This window comes from Micromonospora sp. SD12, from assembly GCF_052068495.1.
GTDB lineage: Bacteria > Actinomycetota > Actinomycetes > Mycobacteriales > Micromonosporaceae > Micromonospora > Micromonospora echinofusca.
The window spans coordinates 32,860-52,440 of record NZ_JBQHDF010000019.1; the positions used below are offsets into that span (position 1 = coordinate 32,860).

Annotated in this window: 17 protein-coding genes; 6 read left to right on the forward strand and 11 right to left on the reverse strand. The window is 74.3% G+C overall.

What is annotated here, in order from left to right:
- Positions 1–171: 171 nt before the first annotated feature.
- The 5 genes from ACTMS2_RS25290 to ACTMS2_RS25310 all read right to left on the reverse strand — a co-directional run bounded on the left by ACTMS2_RS25290 (position 172) and on the right by ACTMS2_RS25310 (position 5,818).
- Positions 172–1,650, reverse strand: a complete 1,479-nt coding sequence (locus tag ACTMS2_RS25290) for a glycoside hydrolase family 130 protein (RefSeq protein WP_441177633.1) — start codon at positions 1,648–1,650, stop codon at positions 172–174.
- Positions 1,647–2,651: a glycosyltransferase gene (locus ACTMS2_RS25295; protein ID WP_441177635.1), complete on the reverse strand. Its 1,005-nt coding sequence runs from the start codon at positions 2,649–2,651 to the stop codon at positions 1,647–1,649. Before ACTMS2_RS25295 ends, ACTMS2_RS25290 begins: the two co-directional genes overlap by 4 nt.
- Positions 2,652–2,680: 29 nt before the next feature.
- Positions 2,681–3,820 carry a glycosyltransferase gene (locus ACTMS2_RS25300; protein WP_441177636.1) on the reverse strand — a complete coding sequence of 380 codons (1,140 nt, stop codon included), beginning with the start codon at positions 3,818–3,820 and terminating at the stop codon, positions 2,681–2,683.
- 196 nt (positions 3,821–4,016) lie between these two features.
- Complete coding sequence (locus ACTMS2_RS25305) at positions 4,017–5,030, reverse strand: glycosyltransferase family 4 protein (protein ID WP_441177637.1); 1,014 nt, start codon at positions 5,028–5,030, stop codon at positions 4,017–4,019.
- Positions 5,027–5,818, reverse strand: a complete 792-nt coding sequence (locus ACTMS2_RS25310) for a DUF5994 family protein (protein ID WP_441177638.1) — start codon at positions 5,816–5,818, stop codon at positions 5,027–5,029. The genes ACTMS2_RS25305 and ACTMS2_RS25310 overlap by 4 nt, the downstream gene beginning before the upstream one ends.
- Positions 5,819–6,413: 595 nt before the next feature.
- Here ACTMS2_RS25310 and ACTMS2_RS25315 point away from each other — a divergent pair.
- From ACTMS2_RS25315 to ACTMS2_RS25325, 3 genes are all read left to right on the forward strand, one after another.
- Positions 6,414–7,157, forward strand: a complete 744-nt coding sequence (locus ACTMS2_RS25315) for a glyoxalase (RefSeq protein ID WP_441177639.1) — start codon at positions 6,414–6,416, stop codon at positions 7,155–7,157.
- 88 nt (positions 7,158–7,245) lie between these two features.
- On the forward strand, positions 7,246–8,346 hold the full coding sequence (locus ACTMS2_RS25320) for a calcium:proton antiporter (RefSeq protein WP_441177640.1): 1,101 nt from the start codon (positions 7,246–7,248) through the stop codon (positions 8,344–8,346).
- 113 nt (positions 8,347–8,459) lie between these two features.
- Positions 8,460–9,209 (forward strand): neutral zinc metallopeptidase, encoded by a 750-nt coding sequence (locus ACTMS2_RS25325; RefSeq protein ID WP_441177641.1) that lies wholly within the window; start codon positions 8,460–8,462, stop codon positions 9,207–9,209.
- A gap of 16 nt (positions 9,210–9,225) precedes the next feature.
- Here ACTMS2_RS25325 and ACTMS2_RS25330 read toward each other — a convergent pair whose 3' ends face one another.
- Positions 9,226–9,774, reverse strand: a complete 549-nt coding sequence (locus ACTMS2_RS25330; protein WP_441177642.1) for a hypothetical protein — start codon at positions 9,772–9,774, stop codon at positions 9,226–9,228.
- A gap of 183 nt (positions 9,775–9,957) precedes the next feature.
- On the opposite strand from ACTMS2_RS25330, the gene ACTMS2_RS25335 reads away from it, so the two are divergent.
- Positions 9,958–10,611 carry an HAD family hydrolase gene (locus ACTMS2_RS25335; RefSeq protein WP_441177643.1) on the forward strand — a complete coding sequence of 218 codons (654 nt, stop codon included), beginning with the start codon at positions 9,958–9,960 and terminating at the stop codon, positions 10,609–10,611.
- Between the two features lie 48 nt (positions 10,612–10,659).
- Here the strand turns inward: ACTMS2_RS25335 and ACTMS2_RS25340 are convergent, their stop codons facing one another.
- The 5 genes from ACTMS2_RS25340 to ACTMS2_RS25360 all read right to left on the reverse strand — a co-directional run bounded on the left by ACTMS2_RS25340 (position 10,660) and on the right by ACTMS2_RS25360 (position 17,268).
- Positions 10,660–13,209 carry an ABC transporter permease gene (locus ACTMS2_RS25340; RefSeq protein WP_441177644.1) on the reverse strand — a complete coding sequence of 850 codons (2,550 nt, stop codon included), beginning with the start codon at positions 13,207–13,209 and terminating at the stop codon, positions 10,660–10,662.
- Positions 13,209–13,976 carry an ABC transporter ATP-binding protein gene (locus ACTMS2_RS25345; RefSeq protein WP_441177645.1) on the reverse strand — a complete coding sequence of 256 codons (768 nt, stop codon included), beginning with the start codon at positions 13,974–13,976 and terminating at the stop codon, positions 13,209–13,211. The genes ACTMS2_RS25340 and ACTMS2_RS25345 overlap by 1 nt, the downstream gene beginning before the upstream one ends.
- Before the next feature lie 340 nt (positions 13,977–14,316).
- Positions 14,317–15,003, reverse strand: a complete 687-nt coding sequence (locus tag ACTMS2_RS25350; protein ID WP_441177646.1) for a response regulator — start codon at positions 15,001–15,003, stop codon at positions 14,317–14,319.
- Between the two features lie 26 nt (positions 15,004–15,029).
- On the reverse strand, positions 15,030–16,226 hold the full coding sequence (locus ACTMS2_RS25355) for a sensor histidine kinase (protein ID WP_441177647.1): 1,197 nt from the start codon (positions 16,224–16,226) through the stop codon (positions 15,030–15,032).
- Between the two features lie 118 nt (positions 16,227–16,344).
- Positions 16,345–17,268 carry a RecB family exonuclease gene (locus ACTMS2_RS25360; protein ID WP_441177648.1) on the reverse strand — a complete coding sequence of 308 codons (924 nt, stop codon included), beginning with the start codon at positions 17,266–17,268 and terminating at the stop codon, positions 16,345–16,347.
- A 191-nt stretch (positions 17,269–17,459) separates the two neighbouring features.
- Between ACTMS2_RS25360 and ACTMS2_RS25365 the strand changes: the two genes are divergently transcribed.
- Positions 17,460–18,551, forward strand: coding sequence for a M50 family metallopeptidase (locus ACTMS2_RS25365; protein WP_441177708.1), 1,092 nt, complete (start codon positions 17,460–17,462; stop codon positions 18,549–18,551).
- Positions 18,548–19,543: a tRNA (adenine-N1)-methyltransferase gene (locus tag ACTMS2_RS25370; protein WP_441177649.1), complete on the forward strand. Its 996-nt coding sequence runs from the start codon at positions 18,548–18,550 to the stop codon at positions 19,541–19,543. Before ACTMS2_RS25365 ends, ACTMS2_RS25370 begins: the two co-directional genes overlap by 4 nt.
- The last annotated feature ends 38 nt before the right edge of the window (positions 19,544–19,581 follow it).

Consider the following 19,581-nt stretch of genomic DNA (forward strand, 5'->3'; position numbering starts at 1 on the left):
GTGGGCCCCGGCGGCCGGTCACCGGCAGCCGGGGCCCGCACCGCTAGGGCACGAGTTTCCATCACCCGACGGCACCTTCCACAAAGGTGCCGTCGGGTGACGGCTTCGTGCGATCGACCGGCCCGAGGTCGATGAGGTTCCCGGCCGGTAGGTCCGCCGGGCGGTCTGCGCTCAGCCGGAGCGGTGGTCGACCATCGCCTCGACCAGCGCGTCGAGGGGTACGGTGGCGAAGCCGACCCGGGCGTCGCTGGCCCCGTACGGCAGCCAGAGCAGCCCGTCGTGGAGCAGGCCGCCGCAGGAGTAGACGACGTTCGGCACGTATCCTTCGCGCTCGGTGTCGTCGGGGGCCAGCAGCGGCCCGGGCAGTTCCGCGAGCACCCGCTCCGGCCGGTGCAGGTCGAGCAGCAGGGCCCCGATGGCGTAGCGGCGCATCGGACCGACGCCGTGGGTGAGCACCAGCCAGCCCGCCGCCGTCTCGACGGGCGATCCGCAGTTGCCGACCTGGATGAGCTCCCAGCCGCGGCGCGGCCCGTGCAGCGGCACCGGCGCCTGCCAGGACCCGTCGTCGGCCAGGACGGTCAGGCCGATGGTCTCGCCGTCGGAGCGGCAGAGCGCCAGGTGCCGGCCGTCGACGGTCCGGGGAAAGAGCGCCATCCCCTTGTTCCGGGCGCCCGGTCCGCGCATCGGGTCGATCCGGAACCGGGTCAGATCGTCGCTGGCCAACCTCCGGGCGGCGATGTGGCGACCGTCGTACGCGGTGTACGTCGCCTGGTACGTCGGGGTGCCGGCGTCGTCGACGAACCTGACGAACCGGGCGTCCTCCATGCCGTTGCTCTCCGCCGCGGTGGCCGGCCAGAGCACCCGCTCGTGCAGGAGGGTGTCGGCCGGGAAGGCGACGGCGTAGCTGGCCGCGGAGAGCCGGCGCAGCTGCTCCAGGGTGTCCGTGGTGGTATGGCGGTACAGCAGGTCGGGTGGCAGCGCGGCCAGTGTCCGTTCCAGGCCGGCCTCGTCGTACCGCTCCGGCAGGGCGGCCAGCACGGTCGCGCAGACCTCGTTGTCCCAACCCTCCTCGCGTAGCCCGGCGGCGAGCAGGTCCCGTCGGTGATGGACGTGGCTGCGTCGGCCGCTCACCAGCGGTCCCGAGCGCCTTCGCACGGCGAGGCGGCTCCCGGGCCCCAGCACGGCGCTGGCGAACCCGATGGAGGAGAGGTGACCCTCTCCGATCTGGCGCAGGCTGACCGCCACCCGCAGCTGCCCCGGGTGCAGCCCGGACTGGTCGGGATGGGCCACCATGGACGGATTGCACAGGGCCGCGGCCTCGACGGCGTACTCGTGGCTGAAGTAGGCGCCGACCAGCAGCCGCGCGGTGGGGGAGAGCTGCCGGCTGCGTTCGACCCGGTGCCGGACGAGCTCGTAGTGGTGCCGGAAGGTGCCCTCCAGGTCGCGGTGCCGGTCGCCGAAGTCGCGCAGGGTCCGCCGGAGCAGGAGCCGCGTCTCGTCCGGGTCGAGGCTCGCGATCCGGTCGACGAGGTCGTGCGCGCGGGTGCGCGCCACCGCGGCGTCCTCTCCCGGGACGAAGAGCTTGACGACGACCCGTCGGGGATCGGGAGCGAGCGTGTGGCTCTGGCGGGTGGCCAGGATCCCGGTCACGACCACTGCCGGGCGTGCTGGAGGGTGGAGATCAGCGCCAGGGTCGACTCGGCGCCCTGGTTGAAGTTGGGGCCGTGCGGGGTGAGCCCGTCGTAGCCGCCGCCGGTCGCCGGGTCCCACATGGCCATGCCGAGGTCGTTGTGACCCAGGAACCATCCGACGGCCCGCCCGAGCGCGATCCTCCAGGCCGGGTCGCCGGTGATCGCGGCGGCGGTCGCGCACGCGTCGGCGAGGGCGGCGACCTCGATGGGCTGCTGGTCGTGCCGCGGACGAGCGCCGTCGCGCCGCCAGCCGCCGACGGGTACGACCGAGAGCCGCCCGTCGCGCACCTGCACCTCGCACAGCCAGGTCAACATCCGCAGCCCGTCGGCGAGCAGTGCGGCGTTCCCGCGCAGGTGGCCGGCGGCGATGACGACCTCCGCGAGGGCGGCGCTGGCGTAGCTGAGCCGCTGCTGCGGCCACGGCCAGCGCGGGTCGGGATCGCCGGCACCGACCGCCCCGGCGGCGTCGTCGAGCAGCGCCCCCGCCACGGCGTGCCCGGGATGGCGGCGCAGCACCTCGGCGGCGCCCAGCCCGGCGAAGGCCATGGCGTGCGGCGCGGCCGACCGCCGGGCCGCACCGCGGCTGAAGGCCACGAGCGCCTCGGTGCGGATCCAGTCGGCGGGGTTGCGGGCGGCGGCCGTCCCCAGCCCCCACAGCGCCCGCCCCCACCAGTCACCGAGACCGGGCTGGTCGGTCCAGCGCCGGTCGTGGCCGAGGCGGTTGTGGAAGGCGCCGCGACCGTCCTGGGCGTGGGTGAGGAAGGCCAGGTAGCACTCGGCCAGCCCGAGCACCTGCGCCGACGGTTCCGGCTCCCGGCTGGCGACCAGCAGACCCCGGGCGACGTCGTCGGTGCAGTAGCCGTGTTCCCGACGGACGATGGCGTGCCGGGCGTGCTCGAAGAGGCCGGTGTCGTCACTGAGCCGGGCCAGGTGGGTGAAACTCGGCGCGGGTACCGGCATGCCGGCGCCGGACCGGTCGCCCGACGTGGTCACGCCGCTGCCGGGGTGACGGTGGGCGACCGGCCGGCGACGAGCCGCCCGGCGAGGGCCTCGTACCGCGCCGCCACCGACGGCCAGCGCAGGTCCGCCGCGATCGGTCGGGAGCGCCCGGCGAGGTTCGCGGACAGGCCGGGTTCGGTGAGGATCCGCCGGATCGCGTCCGCCAGTGCCGCCGGGTCCCGATGGGGTACGACCAGCCCGGGGCCGCCGGTGAGCAACTCGACGGCGTGCGGGAAGGGCGTGGCGACGACGGGGACGCCGGCGGCCACCGCTTCGGTCAGGACGCCGGAGGTCACCTGTTCGGTCGAGTCGTAGGGCAGCACGACCACGTCGGCGGAGCGGATCAGCGCGCCGAGCGTGGCCTGGTCCTGGTACGCGGCCTGGTAGTCCACGCAGTGCGCGACGCCGAGTTCGGCGCCGAGGCGGTGCAGGCCGGCCCGGTACGCCTCGCCCTGGTGCTCGATCACCTTCGGATGGGTCCGGCCGGCGACGGTGTACGTGGGGGTCGGGTCCAGGTCCTGCAACCGGGCCAGCGCCCGCAACGCCCACTCGATTCCCTTGCCCGGCCCGAGCAGTCCCCAGGTGAGCAGGTGCGGGCGGGTGCGCCGCAGGGTGGGCGCGCCCACCGGATCGGCGGCCCCGTGCGGGATCACCGACACCTTCGCGGGGTCGACGGCGTAGCCGACGAGCAGCCGGTCGTGGGCGGTGCCGGTCATCGTGACGACCGCGCCGGCGGCGGCCACGATCTGCTCCAGCAGCGTCTTCTGCCGGGCCGAGGGCTGACGGAGCACGGTGTGCAGGACCACGATGCTCGGCACGGTGAGCCGGCGCAGCACCGGCAGGACGTCCTCGCCGTCGGTTCCCGGGTAGATGCCGTACTCGTGCTGCACGACGGCCACGTCGAAGGCGTTGAGCGCCGCGGCGGCGCCCCGCCAGCCGACCGCGTTCCGCGTGGACCAGGTGTGCACGACGCCCGGTTCCGGGCGCGGGGAGTCGCCGGGGGCGGTGACCCGCACGGCGCCGCCGGGCGGTCCGCCGGCGGTGAGATGGGCGGCGAGGGCCGCGTTGAAGGTGGCCAGCCCGCACCGGGTCGGCGGGTGGGTGCTCAGGAAGCCATAACGGGTGGACATCGGGTGCCGTGCCTTCCGGTTGTCGGCCGCCACCGAGGGACGGGGCGGGCCTCACGAGGTAACGGCGCGCGTCGGCCGAGTGGACGGCCGACGGACGGGTTCACCGGCGACCGCCGCGTCAACGGGGTGGGGCCGGCGGCGAACCGGGGTCGAGTGGGAGCCGGACTTGTGGTGGGACCTGGGCGCGTGGAGGACGTCAGCGTTCGGGGCGACGGGTGAGGTCGTCGTAGACGGCGAGGTAGTCGGTGACCATCCGGTCGGCGCCGAAGCGCTGCCGGGCCCGGGCCCGGCAGGCGGCGCGGTCGATCGACGTCACCCGACCGACCGCCTCGACGGCCTGCTCGGCGGTCCGCACGAGCAGCCCCGTCACCCCCTCGTCGACCACCTCGGGCATCGACCCACGGGCGTACGCCACGACCGGTGTGCCGCAGGCCATCGACTCCACCACCGACAGGCCGAACGGTTCGTCGAAGGCGACGGGGTGCAGCAGGGCGGCGGCGCCGCCCAGGACCTCGCCGCGGCTGCGTGGGCCCACGGCGCCGAGGAAGGTGACCCGCTCGCCGTCGACGTGCGGCGCCACCTGCTCGCTGAAGTACCGCTCGTCCTGCACGATGCCGCAGATGGTCAGCGGCCGGCCGGCCCGCCGGGCGATCTCGATGGCGGTGTGGGTGCCCTTGTCGGGATGGATCCGGCCGAAGGCCACCAGGCCGGGGCCGGGGTCCGGGGTGAACGGCAGCCCGTCCAGGTCGACCCCGTGGTACACGGTGGCGAGGTAGTCGAGCCCCCGGACCCGGTCGGCGTCGGAGATGGAGACGTATGCCGAGCGGCCCTTCTCGTACGCCGGCAGGATCCCCACCCCGGAGAAGCCGTGCACGGTGGTCAGCAGCGGGGCGTCGCAGTGCGCGGCGAAGGCCAGCGGCAGCCAGTCCAGGTGACTGTGCACGAGGTCGAACTCGGCGGAGCGGGCCAACGCGTGGGAGACGTGCATCGCCTCCCAGACCCGCCCGTCCATGCCCTGATCCTCGGCGTAGCCGCGTGGGCACACCCCGTCCAGGGCGGCGGAGGTGATCGAGTCCAACGTGGCGAAGAGCGTCACGTCCACACCCCGCGCGACGAGGCCTTCGGCCAGGAGGCCGGTCACCTGTTCCCACGGACCGTAGTGGCGCGGCGGCGTCCGCCAGGCCACCGGGCCCAGCAGGGCCACTCTCACCGTGTCGTCGACCCGTCCAGTTCGGCGAGGTCGAGACGCAGGGTCGCGAGCAGCCCGGCGTGCCGGGTGGTGTCGACCTGCGCCGGCAGTTCCCGTTCGACCCAGTCGGCCCTGGTGTGCTGGCCGCGCCGACGCAGTGCGGCGACGATCGTGTGCCGGGAAACTGTCATGGTCTGCTCCTTGGTGGTGATGGTGAGAAGGTCGCCGGTGCGCCGCTGCCTGGGGGGCGCTGTCGGGGCGGGCATCCCGGCCGGTCCAACGTCGGCCGGGCGGGAAGGGGCGTCGGGGTCGGTGCGGAGACGGCCGCCCTCGCCCTCCCAGGTGTGCCTGTCGGCGCTGCCGGTCCGCGCGGCGGACGTCGTGCCCGCGGCGGCGAGCAGGTTCGGTGAACGCACCAGGTTGCCGGCGGTGACGGCGAGCGCCATCGCCGCCTCGGCCAGGCCGACGGGGGTCTGCGGCGGGACGACCAGCAGGTCGACCCGGTCGTCGTTGAGGCAGATCGCGGTCAGCAGGGTGGCGGGCTGGCTGGCGAAGTAGCCCACCCGCACCACCCTGCCGTCGACGGCCAGGCGGCGCGGGTTGCCGTCCCAGACGTCGGCGTTGAGGACCAGCCGGACGATCGGCCCGTGCAGCAGGTCGATGGCGAGGACGAGGCCGGGCAGCTCGGCGAGCGGATCCGTCGAGCGGGGCCACCAGCCGCCGTCGAGCAGCGTACGCGTGGTGCGCGTCGGTTCGATCCGCAGGCGCGGCGGCGATGGGGGAGCGAGTGCGTGGGTCGTTGGCGTCATGTCGGATTCCTCATCGCCGTGACCGCGGCGTAGCGGTGGGGTCGTGCGTCAGCGTCGCGTCCTGCGCCGGGCGGACGCCCGGTGCGCCGACCCGCCCGGTCGGATCGTCGGTTGCCCCGCTCGGGGGTGCGGTACGGGCGGTGCCGGTCACCGTGGTGTCGACCGCGAGCGTCGCGCGGGTCAACGGCACCCTCGGCCGCTGGCAGGTGAGAAGGACTTCCCGGAGCTGGTGCGTCGTGCCACCGCGAAGGACGCGGTGATCGAGGCGGGCCGGATGACCGTCGGATCGGGTCGGACGTCGCGTGCCCTCGGGCGGAGCCGGCGTGGCGGGCACCCTCAGGAGTGGGATGCCGTCGTTTCCGGGATGCCCCCAGCCTACGCCTGCCCGGGCCGGTCCGCGCGGCACCGACGTCCCGTCAACGCACTGAACCCACACCCCGCCCCCCGATGCACGCGGCCGACGGCGAGCTCGCGCGCCGCTGCGCCCTCCCGGCCGGCCGCGCTCTGACCGGTCGAGCACCGCCCGAGGGGCACACGTCACGCCCGGCGCGCTGGCACAATGGCCGGGCCGTCGACGGGGGATTGGGGCGCAGCGATGACCGAGCACCGCATCCAGCCGAACGAGACCACGGTGCCGTTGCTGCACTGCGTGTCGGCGGAGGAGACCCTGGCGTTCTGGCGCGCGCTCGGCTTCGAGGTCACCTACGAGCAGACGAAGCCGTACCTCTACCTGGCGTTCCGCTGGAGCGGGTTCGAGCTGCACTACGGCGGCGCGCCGAGCGGCGTGGACCCGTCGGCCGAGAGCACCGGCGGCTGCCTGGTGATGGTCGACGCGGTCGCGCCCTACCACGCGGCGTTCAGCGAGGCGATGCGCCGCACCCACGGCAAGGTGCTCGCCAAGGGGCGCCCCCGGATGACCCGCTACCGCCCCGGCGCGTCCCGGTTCAGCGTCGTCGATCCGTCGGGAAACACCATCGTCTTCATCCAGCGCGACGAGCCGGCGGAGCTGGAGTACGGCGGCGCGAAGTGGTTGCCGGGCCTGGCCCGGGTCCTCGACAACGCGCGGATCCTGCGGGAGTTCAAGAGCGACGACCTGGCCGCCTTCCGGGCGCTCAACTCGGGGCTGCGCCGGCACGGCGACGCCGCGCCGGCGGTGGAGCAGGCGTTGGCGCTGGCCGGGTTGATCGAGCTGTCGCTCGCGCTGGAGAAGCCGGAGCTGGTGCCCGACTGGGGCGCCCGGCTCGCGGCGCTGCCGCTGACCGCGCCGGAGCGGACGCAGGTGCGGCAGGCGGTCGCCGAGCCCGCCGTACTCGAGGCGTGGCTGCCGGACGCGACCTGAGGTCCCTGGCCGGGGACGGTGGCCCCGAGTCGCAACCCGAGGCGTCGGTACGCGTTCAGCCGGCCGTCTGCTCTGCGAAGGTTGGGGCATGGCCGCGCCGTTTCGCTCACGTCTGACCGACTGGACCGTGTTCGTCCCGCTGCTGGCGATCCTGGTGTTGATCCTGACCTGGGGGCGTGACCTCTCCGGTCCCGTCGTGGTGGTCGTGGCCCTGCTGCTGGCGGGCGCGGTGCTGGCCGCCGTGCACCACGCCGAGGTGGTGGCCCACAAGGTGGGGGAGCCGTACGGCTCGCTCGTGCTCGCCGTGGCCGTCACCGTCATCGAGGTGGCCCTGATCGTCACGCTCATGATCAGCGGCGGCGAGAAGACGCAGTCCCTCGCGCGCGACACCGTCTTCGCCGCCGTGATGATCACCTGCAACGGCATCCTCGGGCTGTCGCTGCTGATCGGGGCGCTGCGCCGACGGGTGGCGGTGTTCAACTCCGAGGGCACCGGCGGGGCGCTGGCCACCGTGACCACCCTCGCCGCGCTGAGCCTCGTGGTGCCGACCTTCACCACCAGCCGGCCGGGACCGCAGTTCACCCCGGCGCAGCTCGCCTTCGCCGCCGTGGTCTCGCTCGCCCTCTACGGCCTGTTCGTCATGCTGCAGACCGGCCGCCACCGCGACTACTTCCTGCCCGTCGACAACCAGGGGCGGGTGCTCGACACCGAGGGGCACGCCGAGCCGCCGTCCGGCCGGGCCGCCCTGCTCAGCCTGGGACTGCTGCTGGTGGCGCTGGTCGCCGTGGTGGGCGACGCCAAGTCGGTCTCCCCGGCGATCGAGTCGGCCGTGGCCGTGGCGAACCTGCCCCCGTCCTTCGTGGGGGTGGTCATCGCGCTGCTGGTGCTGCTGCCCGAGACGCTCGCCGCCGCCCGGGCCGCCCGCCGCGACCGGGTGCAGATCAGTCTGAACCTGGCCCTGGGCTCGGCCATGGCCAGCATCGGGCTGACCATCCCGGCGATAGCGCTCGCGTCGATCTGGTTGGAGGGCCCGCTGCTGCTCGGTCTCGGCGGCACCCAGGTGACCCTGCTCGCCCTCACCGTCGTCACAAGCGTGCTGACCGTGGTGCCGGGGCGGGCCACCGTGCTCCAGGGCGGCGTGCACCTGGTGCTGCTCGCCGCCTTCGTCTTCCTCGCCGCGAGCCCCTGACCGTCCCCGGGCCGGTGAACCGGCGGCCCCGCCGCCGTGTGCGTCCGTGTCCGGGCATGAGGGACCCACCACGGGGGTACTGCACGCCGCGACGCCGACGCCGGGAGGGCACAGTGACGACGCGCCTGGGACGCCGACCGCGAAGCTCGCTGGCCGGCCTGCTGGTGGCCCTCGTCGCGGCGGCCGGGTGCGTGGTCGGCGGGGTGTCCGAACCCGAGGGACAGCAGCCCGCGCCACGGCGACCCGGCGGCGCCACCTCGCCGGGCGACGAGCAGACCCGGGCCGACGGCACCACCAGCGTCGCGGAGTTCCGGCAGGACGTCGCCGACGCGCAGAGCATCGCCGAGCGGTACTGGGCTGCCCAGTTCCGGGCCTCGGGACAGCGGTTCCGCCCGATCCGCCGGATCATCCCGTACCAGCGGGCGGGGGAGGTCTCCTGCGGCGGGCAGCCGCTGCCGCGCAACAACGCCGTCTACTGCTCGGCGGGCGACTTCATCGCCTACGACGTGAACTGGTCGGTGGCCGCGTTCCGCCAGGTCGGCGACGCCTTCGTGTTCTACCTGCTCGGCCACGAGTACGCGCACGGCATCCAGGCCCGGCTCGGCATCCGCTACTCCTACACCATCCAGCAGGAGTTGCAGGCCGACTGCATGGCCGGGGCCTACCTCGGCGACTCGGTACGCGCGAAGGCGCTGCGGCTCGCCGACGGCGACCTGGAGGAGTTCCGGGAGGGGCTGCTGGCCGTCGGTGACGCCCCCGACCAACCCTGGTTCGCCGAGGGCGCCCACGGCACCGCCGAGCAGCGCACCGAAGCGTTCTTCCGCGGCTACGAGCAGTCCCTGGACGCCTGCGGCCTGAGCTGAACCCGCCGCGGCGGCGCTAGTTCCACCACTGCCGCACCCACACCTGCGCGCCGCCACCGTTGTCGCCGAGATTCGGGTCGTTGAAGGAGAAGACCAGCCGCGACGGCGCACCGCCGTTGGAGTAGAGCATGCAGCCGCTGTCGGCGCCGACCGGGAACCACCGGCCCGAGGTGTAGGTGAGCCCGTTGCGCAGCACCAGCATGGATCCGGAGGTCACCTTCGCGATCAGCGCGTACCGGGGGGCGTCGGGCGCGGGCCAGCCGCTGCCGGCCAGCGGCAGCTCGCCGGAGATGGACTTCCGGGTGCCCCAGTGGTCGATGCGGATCGTGCCTATGGCCGACGCCCGGAACACGTCCCGGTCGACCATGCCCACCGGCGAGGGCCACGTGGTGTGCACGTTGCCCGGCGCGAACCAGTCCCGCTCATCCTCGTGCTGGGGGGTCTCCAGGTCGTAGCAGCGTTCCAACGGCAGGCTCGCCGCGGCGGCCGGCCCCGCCGGCCAGATCGCGACGGCTGCGGCGAGCAGGACCACGGTGCACCGGGAGACCAGGGATCGGACGCGCATGGCGACCTCCGCGCGAGGGCCGCCGTGGCGGCGGCCGGTTGTCCCCGAGTCTCGCGTGCGGGCGCAACCCGTCGGCCACGTCACCCCGCGACACCTGGGCGCGCGCCGGCGCCGTGCCGGCTGAGAGGATCCCCGGGTAGCCACCCGAGGGAGGACCCGCTGAACAGCCACCACCTGGCCGCCGTGCTCTTCGACATGGACGGCACCCTGGTCGACAGCGAGAAGCTGTGGGACGTCGCGCTGCACGAGCTGGCGGCCGAGTACGGCGGCACCCTCTCCGACCCCGCCCGCAAGGCGATGATCGGCTCCAGCATGGCCGCGTCGATGCGCCTCCTGCACGACGACCTGGACCAGCCGGGGCGCGATCCCGAGGCCAGCGCGGCGTGGATCAACGCCCGCATCCTGGAGCTGTTCCGCACCGGGCTGCGCTGGCGTCCCGGCGCGCTGAACCTGCTGCGGGCCGTCCGGGCGGCGGGCATCCCGACCGCGCTGGTGACCTCCAGCGGCCGGCCGCTGGTGGAGGTGGCGTTGGACACCCTCGGGCGCGACAGCTTCGACGCCATCGTCTGCGGCGACGAGGTCGAGGCGGCCAAGCCGCACCCGGAGCCGTACCTGACCGCCGCCCGGCTGCTCGGCGTGCCGATCGCCCGCTGCGTGGCGATCGAGGACTCGCCGACGGGGGTGGCGAGCGCGCTCGCCGCCGGCGCGGCGGTGCTGGCCGTACCGGCGGAGGTGCCGATCGGGCCGCTGGACGGCGTACACCAGTTGGAGAGCCTGACCGGCGCGGACCTGGAGCTGCTGGCGGCCCTGCTCGGCGCGCCGCCGCCCGTCGGCTGAGACGACGAGGGCCCCGCCGACCGGCGGGGCCCTCGTCGCGCGTCGGGATCAGTCGTGGGCGATGGCGCCCAGCACGTTGATCCGGGCGGCCCGCACCGCCGGCAGCGCCGCCGCAACCACCCCCACGATCGCGGCGAGGCCCAGGAAGATCCCCATCTGCGTCCAGGGCAGCACCAGGTCGGTGATCCCCTCGTCGCGCAGCGCCTCGACCACGGCCGCGCCGAGGCCGGCGCCGACGACCACGCCGAGCAGCGCGCCGAACACCGAGATCACCACCGCCTCCACGGTGATCATCCGCATGGTCTGCGCCCGCCGCAGGCCGATGGCCCGCAGCAGCCCCAGCTCCCGGGTGCGCTCCAGCACCGACAGCGCCAGGGTGTTGATGATGCCGAGCACGGCGATCACGATGGCCAGCGCCAGCAGGATCTGGATCATCGTGAGCAGCCCGTCCAGCTGGCCGGTCTGCTGCTCGATGAACGCCTCCCGGTCGGCCACCGACACCTCGGGGGAGTCGGCGAGCAGCGCCTCGATCTGCGGCTGCACGTCGGCCACCCGGGTGCCCGGCGCCAGCTGGATGAAGCCCTGGATCGGCTGCGGGATGGTGAAGTCGCGTGCCGCCTCCGCCGGCAGCACCACCGGGTTCGTCAGCTGGGAGCTGGCGTAGATGCCGGTCACGGTGTAGGTGCGTGCCTCGCCCCGTGACGTCTGCACCGGCACCTTCGAACCGACCGAGAGGCCGCGGGCCGTCGCCGTGTCCGAGCTGACCAGCATCGCGTCCGGCGCCAGCCGGTCGATGTCGCCGGCGGTGGGCTCGGCCCCGAAGATCTGCCGCAGCGCGGCGACGTCACTGCTCGCCGCCACCCAGGTGCGCTCGCCGCCGACGATCGCCAGGTCGCCGTACTCGCCGTCGACCAGGCGCACCCCGGGGATCGCGGCGGCCTTCTCCAGCACCGCCGGGTCGAAGCTCGGCGGGCGGGGGCCGCTCTGCGCCCCGGCGATCACCAGTTCCGCCTTCAGGCTGTCCTGGGCGAGCCCGCCGATGCTGCTCTTCGCCGAGTCCAGGATCACCGTCACCCCGGTGACCAGGGCGATGCCGACCATCAGCGCGGCGGCGGTGATGGCGGTGCGGCGCGGGTTGCGCCCCGAGTTGAGCCGCCCCAGCTTGCCCGGCACCGACCAGGCGAAGATCGCGCCGAGCAGGCTCACCACCGGCCGGCTGATCAGCGGCGTCAGCAGGGCCACGCCGATGAAGGTGAACAGCACCCCGCCGAGGATGGTGGCCAGGGTGTTGCCCCCGGCGTTGCCGGTGAGCCCGAGGGCCAGCAGCGCGCCGCCCACGGCCGTGACGATCGCCCCGGCCACGGTGACCTTGGTCAGCGGGCGGTCGGGGGTGGCCACGTCCTGCATCGCCGCGATCGGCGGGATCCGCGACGCCCGCAGCGCCGGCAGCAGCGCCGCCACCACGGTGATCACGAGGCCGACGGCGAACGCGCCGACCACGGCGGAGAGGGGTACGCCGATCCCCGCCAGGGTCAGCCCGCCGGCGAAGGTGCTGAACAGGTACGCCAGCAGCGCGCCGATGCCGATGCCCGCGCCGAGGCCCAGCACCGAGGCGACCAGCCCCACCGCGACGGCCTCCAGCACCACCGAGCCGATGATCTGGCGTCCGCTCGCCCCGACGGCGCGCATCAGCGCCAACTCCCGGGTGCGCTGCGCCACGATGATCGAGAAGGTGTTGAGGATCAGGAAGGTGCCCACCAGCAGCGCCACCGCCGCGAAGCCGAGCAGGATCCGGTTGAAGAAGGACAGCGCCTCCTTCATGCCGGCCGCCGCGTCCTCCGACAGTTGCGCACCGGTCTTGACCTCGAAGTCGGTGCCCACCGCGGCGGCCACGGCGTCGCGCAGCGCCTCGTCCGACACCCCGTCGGCGGCGGTGATCGAGATGTTGCTGAAGGTGTCGGGCGCGCCGAGCATCAGCTTCTGCGCGACCGGCGTCGTGAACATGATCTCGTTGGCGCCGCCGATGGAGTCCCGGTCGCCGCTGTAGCCGAACACGCCGACGATGGTGAACTCCTGCTTCGGCTGGAGGGTCAGCACGCCGACCCGGTCGCCGACCTTCACCTTGCCGGCCGTCGCGAGCGCCCTGTTGATGACGATCTCGTCGTCGGCCTGCGGGGCCCGCCCCTCGCGCAGTCGCACCAGGTCGCTCTCGCCGGTCCAGTTCTCGCCGAGCTGCGGTGGACCGAACGAGGCCACCACCTTGCCGTTGCTGCCGATCAGCCGTGCCCCGTCGACGCCGACCACGCCGGTGGCCTCGGCCACGCCCGGCACCGCCCGCACCCTGTCCAGGGTGGCCGCCGGCACCGGCGCCGGCACCGGGATGCCCTCCGTCTCGCCGACGTCGATCTTCGGCTTGGCGGCGACGTTGACGTCCACCCCCTCGTACGCGTCGGCGAAGATCGCGTCGAAGGAGCGGCCGAGGGTGTCGGTGAGCACGAACGCGCCGGAGACGAACATGACGCCCAGCACCACGGCCAGGCCGGAGAGGATCAGCCGGACCTTGCGGGCCAGCAGGCTCTTGAGGGTCGCGCGGAACATCAGCGCCCCACCTCGGCGGGGGTGTCCAGCTTCTTCATGGTGTCCAGCACCGTGTCGGCGGTCGGCTCGATCAACTCCGAGACGATCTGCCCGTCGGCGAGGAAGACCACCCGGTCGGCGTACGCGGCGGCGGTCGGGTCGTGGGTGACCATGACGATGGTCTGCCCATGCTCGCGTACGGAGTTGCGCAGGAAGTTGAGCACCTCCGCGCCGGCCCGCGAGTCCAGGTTGCCCGTCGGCTCGTCGGCGAAGATCACTTCGGGGCGGGCGACCAGCGCGCGGGCGCACGCCACCCGCTGCTGCTGGCCGCCGGAGAGCTGCGCCGGCCGGTGGTCCAGGCGGTCCCGCAGCCCGACCGTGGCGATCACGGTGTCGTACCAGGCCGGGTCCGGCTTGCGCCCGGCGATCGACAACGGCAGCAGGATGTTCTCCTTGGCCGTCAACGTCGGCAGCAGGTTGAACTGCTGGAAGATGAAGCCGACCTTGTCGCGGCGCAGCTTCGTCAGGCCCGCGTCGCCCAGGCCGGTGACCTTCGTGTCGCCGATCGACACCGTGCCACGCGTCACCGAGTCCAGGCCCGCGAGGCAGTGCATCAACGTCGACTTGCCCGAGCCCGAAGGCCCCATGATCGCCGTGAACCGGCCGCGCTCGAACTCCGTGCTGACCCCCCGCAGCGCGACGACCTGTGCCTCGCCGCTGCCGTACACCTTCCACACGTCGCTCGCCCGGGCCGCGGCCTGCGCCTGCTGGCCTACCGTCGCGGTCACGTCATCTACCTCTTCCGTCTGTCTTCGGTCCGCGCCGCCCCCGCTGGTCCGGCACGGCAGTCCCATCATCTGTGCTCGCCCGCCGCGATCCGTCCGACTCCGGTCGGAGCCGGGGCGGATTTCGCGCTGCGGGTGCCCCCCACCGCCGACTCAGGGTTGCCCCTGAGTCGGCGGCCGGTCGAGGGCCTTCCCACCGGCCCGGACCGATCCTGCACAGTGACGCCGCGTCAGGGTCAACCACGCGACGACCCCCGCGGTCACGGTAGGTGACGGCGGCAACCGTGCCGTCGTGCCGCGGCGCGCTCGGCGGTACGCCCCACACGCCGTCGGCGACGAGGCGCTACGCGCGCGGGCGCACCAGACCCGACTCGTACGCCAGCACCACGGCCTGCACCCGGTCGCGCAGCCCGAGCTTCGTCAGCACGTGCCCGACGTGGGTCTTGATGGTGGTCTCGCTGACCGACAACGCCCGGGCGATCTCGGCGTTGGACAGCCCCCGGGCCACGTGCACGAGCACCTCCCGCTCCCGCTCGGTCAACGCGTTCAGCGCGCGCGGCGGCGCGGCCGCGGGATCGGGCAGCGCGTCGGCGAAACGGTCCAGCAGACGCCGCAGGATCCGCGGCGCCACCACCGCGTCCCCGGCGGCCACCGTGCGGATCGCGGCCACCAGGTCGTCGGCCGGCACGTCCTTGGCCAGGAAGCCGCTCGCCCCGGCCCGCAGCGCCCCCACCACGTACTCGTCCAGGTCGAAGGTGGTCAGGATCAGCACCCGCACCGGCAGGCGGGCGTCGACGATCGCCCGGGTCGCGGCGACCCCGTCCATCCGCGGCATCCGGATGTCCATCAGCACCACGTCGGGCAGCAGCCGACGGGACAACTCCACCGCCTCCAGGCCGTCGGCGGCCTCGGCCACGATGTCCAGGTCGTCCTCCGTGCCCAGCACCATCCGGAAGCCCGTACGCAGCAGCGGCTGGTCGTCGGCGAGCAGGATGCGTACCGGCCGTGCCGGCACCGTCGTGTCGGTCATCCGATTCCCCCGTCCCGATTCCCCGGTCACGCCGCCGCACCCCGCGGCTCCACCGGGATCCGCGCCGACACCCGGAAGCCCCCGCCCGGGCGGGCCCCGGTGCGCAGGACACCACCGTAGAGGGCGACCCGCTCCCGCATGCCGACCAGGCCGTGCCCGATGCGGTCGCCGTCCGGCCCGGGCCCGCGCCCGGTGTCGGTGATCTCCACGTCGACCGTGCCCCCGTCGAAGCTCAGCAGCACCTGGGCGGTGGCCGCGCCCGCGTGCTTGAGCGTGTTCGTCAGCGCCTCCTGGGTGATCCGGTACAGGGTCAGCGCCACCCCCTCCTCCAGCACCGCCGGCGTGCCCTCCACCCGCAGCGCCACCGGCAGGCCGGCCTCACGCACCTGCTCCACCAGCGCCTCGATGCCGGCGAGGCCCGGCTGGGGAGCCAGGTCGGCGGCCGGCTCGGCGTCGGTTCGCAGCACGTCGAGCAGTCGGCGCATCTCCCGCAGTGTCTCCCGGCTGGTCTGCTCGATGGTGGCGATCGCCCCGTCGGCCGCGTCCGGGTCCTTCGGCAGTACGCGGCGCGCGCCCGTGGCCAGCACCCCCATCACGCTGACGTGGTGGGCGACGACGTCGTGCAGTTCCCGGGCGATGCGCCGGCGTTCGTCGGCGACCGCCCGTTCGGCCAGCGAGCGCTGGTTCTCCTCGGCCGCCCGGGCCCGCTCCCGCAGCGCCTCCGTCGAGGCCCGGCGGGCGTGCACGGCACGCCCCACCGAGTACGACACGACGCCGACCAGCAGGTTGTTCAGCACCAGGTAGGTGGGACTGACGTTGGCCAGCAACTCGTCGGGCGGCGGGGCGAGGACGCTGGTGACGCAGACCGGCACCCACAGCGCCAGTGCCGCCACGGCCGCCGTACGCGGTGGTCCGACGGTGGCCGCCGTGTAGGTGAGCACCATGAAGGTCATGCCCTGGGTGGCCGGCGCGGGGCCGAGCAGCAGGGGCACCGCCAGCGTCGCCACCGCCAGCGCGACCGCCGCCCACGGGGCCACCCGCCGCCACGCCACCGGCACGGCGCACACCACGCTCCAGCCCAGCGCCGCCAGCAGCCGCCCCGGCCAGAACTCGCGGGGAGTCAGCGCGGTGAGCACCACCTCCGCCACGACGAGCCCCCCGGCGAGGAGCGCGTCCGCGGCGAGGGGGTGCCGGCGCAGCCACGCCCGGGGGGCCGAAGTCATACCGCGACGCTATCCGCCGGCCCGCCCGATTGATCGTCGCCGGCGGTGAGCTCGGCCTCCTCCCTCAGGAGGAGAGCCCCTCATCCCCGTCGGCGCCGGTCGGGTGAGGGCCTCGGGGTCACTCGTCGGCGCCCGGGGGCGTCGGGTGCGACCGGGCGTCGCGCAGCGGGTCCGGCGCCGCCAGGGTCGGAAACGGTGGCGGCGTGCCCCCGTAGGTCGGGCAGAGCGCCTGGTGGCTGCACCAGTCGCACAGCCGGCTCGGCCGGGGGCGGAAGTCCTGCTGCGCGGTCGCCTGCTCGATGGCCCGCCACAACGCCACCACCGTGCGCTCGAATCGCAGCAGCTCGTCGGCGTCGGGGGCGTAGTCGCAGACCTCCGCGTCCTTGAGGTAGAGCAGCCGCAGCACCCGGGGAACCACACCCCGGGTGCGCCAGAGCACCAGCGCGTAGAACTTGAGCTGGAACAACGCCCGGGCCTCGAACGCCTCCCGCGGTGCGCCGCCGGTCTTGTAGTCGACCACCCGCAGCGCCCCGTCGGGCGCCACGTCGAGCCGGTCGACGTAGCCCCGGATCAGCAGCTCCTCGTCGACCACCGCCGAGATCAGGCTCTCCCGCTCGGCCGGCTCCAGCCGGCGCGGATCCTCCACCGCGAAGTAGCCCTCAAGCAGCGCGGCGGCGGAGCGGAGGAACTCGGCCGCGGCGGGGGAGTCGCCGTCGGCGAACAGCGCCGCCAGCTCCGGCTGCTCGGTGACCAACCGGTCCCACTGCGGGCCGACCAGGTCGCCGGCCGCCGTCGGGGTGCGCCCGGTGGCCGGCAGGTCGAACAGCCGCTCCAGCACCGCGTGCACCAGCGTGCCCCGGGCCTGCTCGACGGTCGGCCGCTCGGGCAGCCGGTCGATGCTGCGGAACCGGTAGAGCAGCGGGCAGGTCTTGAAATCCGCCGCCCGCGACGGGGACAGCGAGGCCCGCACGGTCGCCGGGACGTCGGCCGGGACGTCGGCCGGGGTCGAGGACTGCTGCGTGGTCACCGGTTGCGCCGTCATGCCCGAAGGTTAGGGCACCGGTGTGACACCACCGCCGTCGCCGCACCGGCGCATGATCGCCTCGCCGCGCCGGCGCGTGGTCCCGTCGCCGCGACGGCGCATGATCTCCGCCGCGTAGCATCGAGCCGATGGAGCAGACGAGGCGACCGCGCCGCCGGCCCGACGCGCGGGGCGGCCTGAGCGTGGGCCGGGTGTTCGGGGTGCCGCTGCACCTCAACGGCTCGATGGTGCTGCTCACCCTGCTGGTCACCGTGCTGTACGCCGAGTTCGCCCGCCGGCAGCTCGACCTGTCCCAGCTCGCCGGCTACCTCATCGGCTTCGGCTTCGTGGTCTCCCTGCTCGGCTCGGTGCTGCTGCACGAGCTCGGCCACGCCCTCACCGCCCGCCGCTACGGCATCGGTGTGCGCGGGATCACCCTGGAGCTGCTCGGCGGCTACACCGAGATGGACCGCGACGCCCCGACACCCCGGATCGACCTGCTGGTGTCGCTCGCCGGCCCGGCCGTCTCCGCCGTCCTCGGCGCCCTCGCGGTCGCCGCCACCCTCGCCCTGCCCGACCGCACCCTGGCCAACCAGCTCGCCTTCCAGTTGGCCGTGAGCAACGTCATCGTCGCGCTGTTCAACAGCCTGCCCGGGCTGCCGCTCGACGGCGGCCGGGCGCTGCGGGCCGCGGTCTGGGCGGCGACCGGCGACCGGCACCGTGGCACCGAGGTCGCCGGCTGGGTGGGGCGCGCCGTCGCCGCCGGCACCGCCGCGCTGGTCGTCCTGCTCACCCTCACCCGTGACCTGGCCCCACTGGCGCTGCCGCTGATGCTGCTCGTCGCGTTCACGCTGTGGCGCGGCGCCGGCCAGTCGATCCGGATGGCCCGGATCAGCCGCCGCTTCCCGCTGATCGACCTGTCCCGGCTGGCCCGGCCCGTGTTCGCCGTGCCGACCGGCACGCCGTTGGCCGAGGCGCACCGCCGCCGCGCCGAGGGCGGCACCCCGGGCGCGGCCCTCGTGGTCGCCGACACCGCCGGGCGGCCGGTCGCCCTGGTCGACCCGGCCGCCGCGCAGGCCGTACCCGCGGAACGCCGCCCGTGGCTGGCCGTCGACGCGGTCGCCCGCTCCCTGGCCAACCTGCCGACGATGCCGGTCGGGCTCGACGGGGAGCGCGTCATGGAGACCGTGCAGACCCACCCGGGCGCGCAGTACGTGGTGACCTCAGGCGAAGATGTCGTGGGCGTTCTGCACATCGCGGATCTGGCTCAGCTCCTCGAACCTCAACGGAAGATGAACACGTGACCGCAACTCCCCCCGCCGCCCCGGCCGACCCGGGCGTCCCGGTGCCCGCCGCCACCCCGGCGCTGCCCCCCGTGCACCGTGGCCCGTTCCGGCCCGGCGACCGGGTGCAGCTGACCGACCCCAAGGGGCGGATGCACACGGTCACCCTGGAGCCCGGCAAGGCGTTCCACACCCACCGCGGCATCCTGGAGCACGACGCGCTCATCGGCCTGCCCGACGGCAGCGTGGTCACCACCACCGGCGGTGGCACCGCCTTCCTGGCCCTGCGTCCGCTGCTGTCGGACTACGTGCTCTCCATGCCGCGCGGCGCCCAGGTGATCTACCCGAAGGACTCCGCCCAGATCGTCGCCATGGGCGACATCTTCCCCGGGGCCAAGGTCCTGGAGGCCGGCGCCGGCTCCGGCGCGCTGTCCTGCTCGCTGCTGCGCGCGGTCGGCACCGGGGGCGAGCTGCACTCGTTCGAGGTGCGCGACGACTTCGCCCAGATCGCCCGGCGCAACGTCGAGGCGTTCTTCAACGGGCCGCACCCCGCGTGGCACCTGCACGTCGGCGACGTCGCCGGCTGCGCCGAGACCGGCTTCGACCGGATCATCCTCGACATGCTCACCCCGTGGGAGACCCTCGACATGGTCGAGCGGGCCCTCGTGCCCGGCGGCGTGTTCATCGGCTACGTCGCCACCACCCCGCAGCTCTCCGAGCTGGTCGAGGCGCTGCGCGAGCGCGGCGGCTGGACCGAGCCGCGGGCCTGGGAGTCGCTGGTGCGCGACTGGCACGCCGAGGGCCTGGCCGTGCGACCGGACCACCGCATGATCGCGCACACCGCGTTCCTGGTCTCCGCGCGTAAGCTCGCCCCCGGCGTCACCGCGCCGCCGCGGCGCCGCAAGCCCAGCAAGGGCGCCGAGGCGTACGCCGAACGCCGCCAGGCGCTGCGCGAGGCGGAGGCCGCCCGGCAGGCCCGGCAGGCGGCCACCGAGGACGCGGAACGGCCGTGACGGCGCGGCGGGGCGACGAGGAGTGAACGGACGGATCC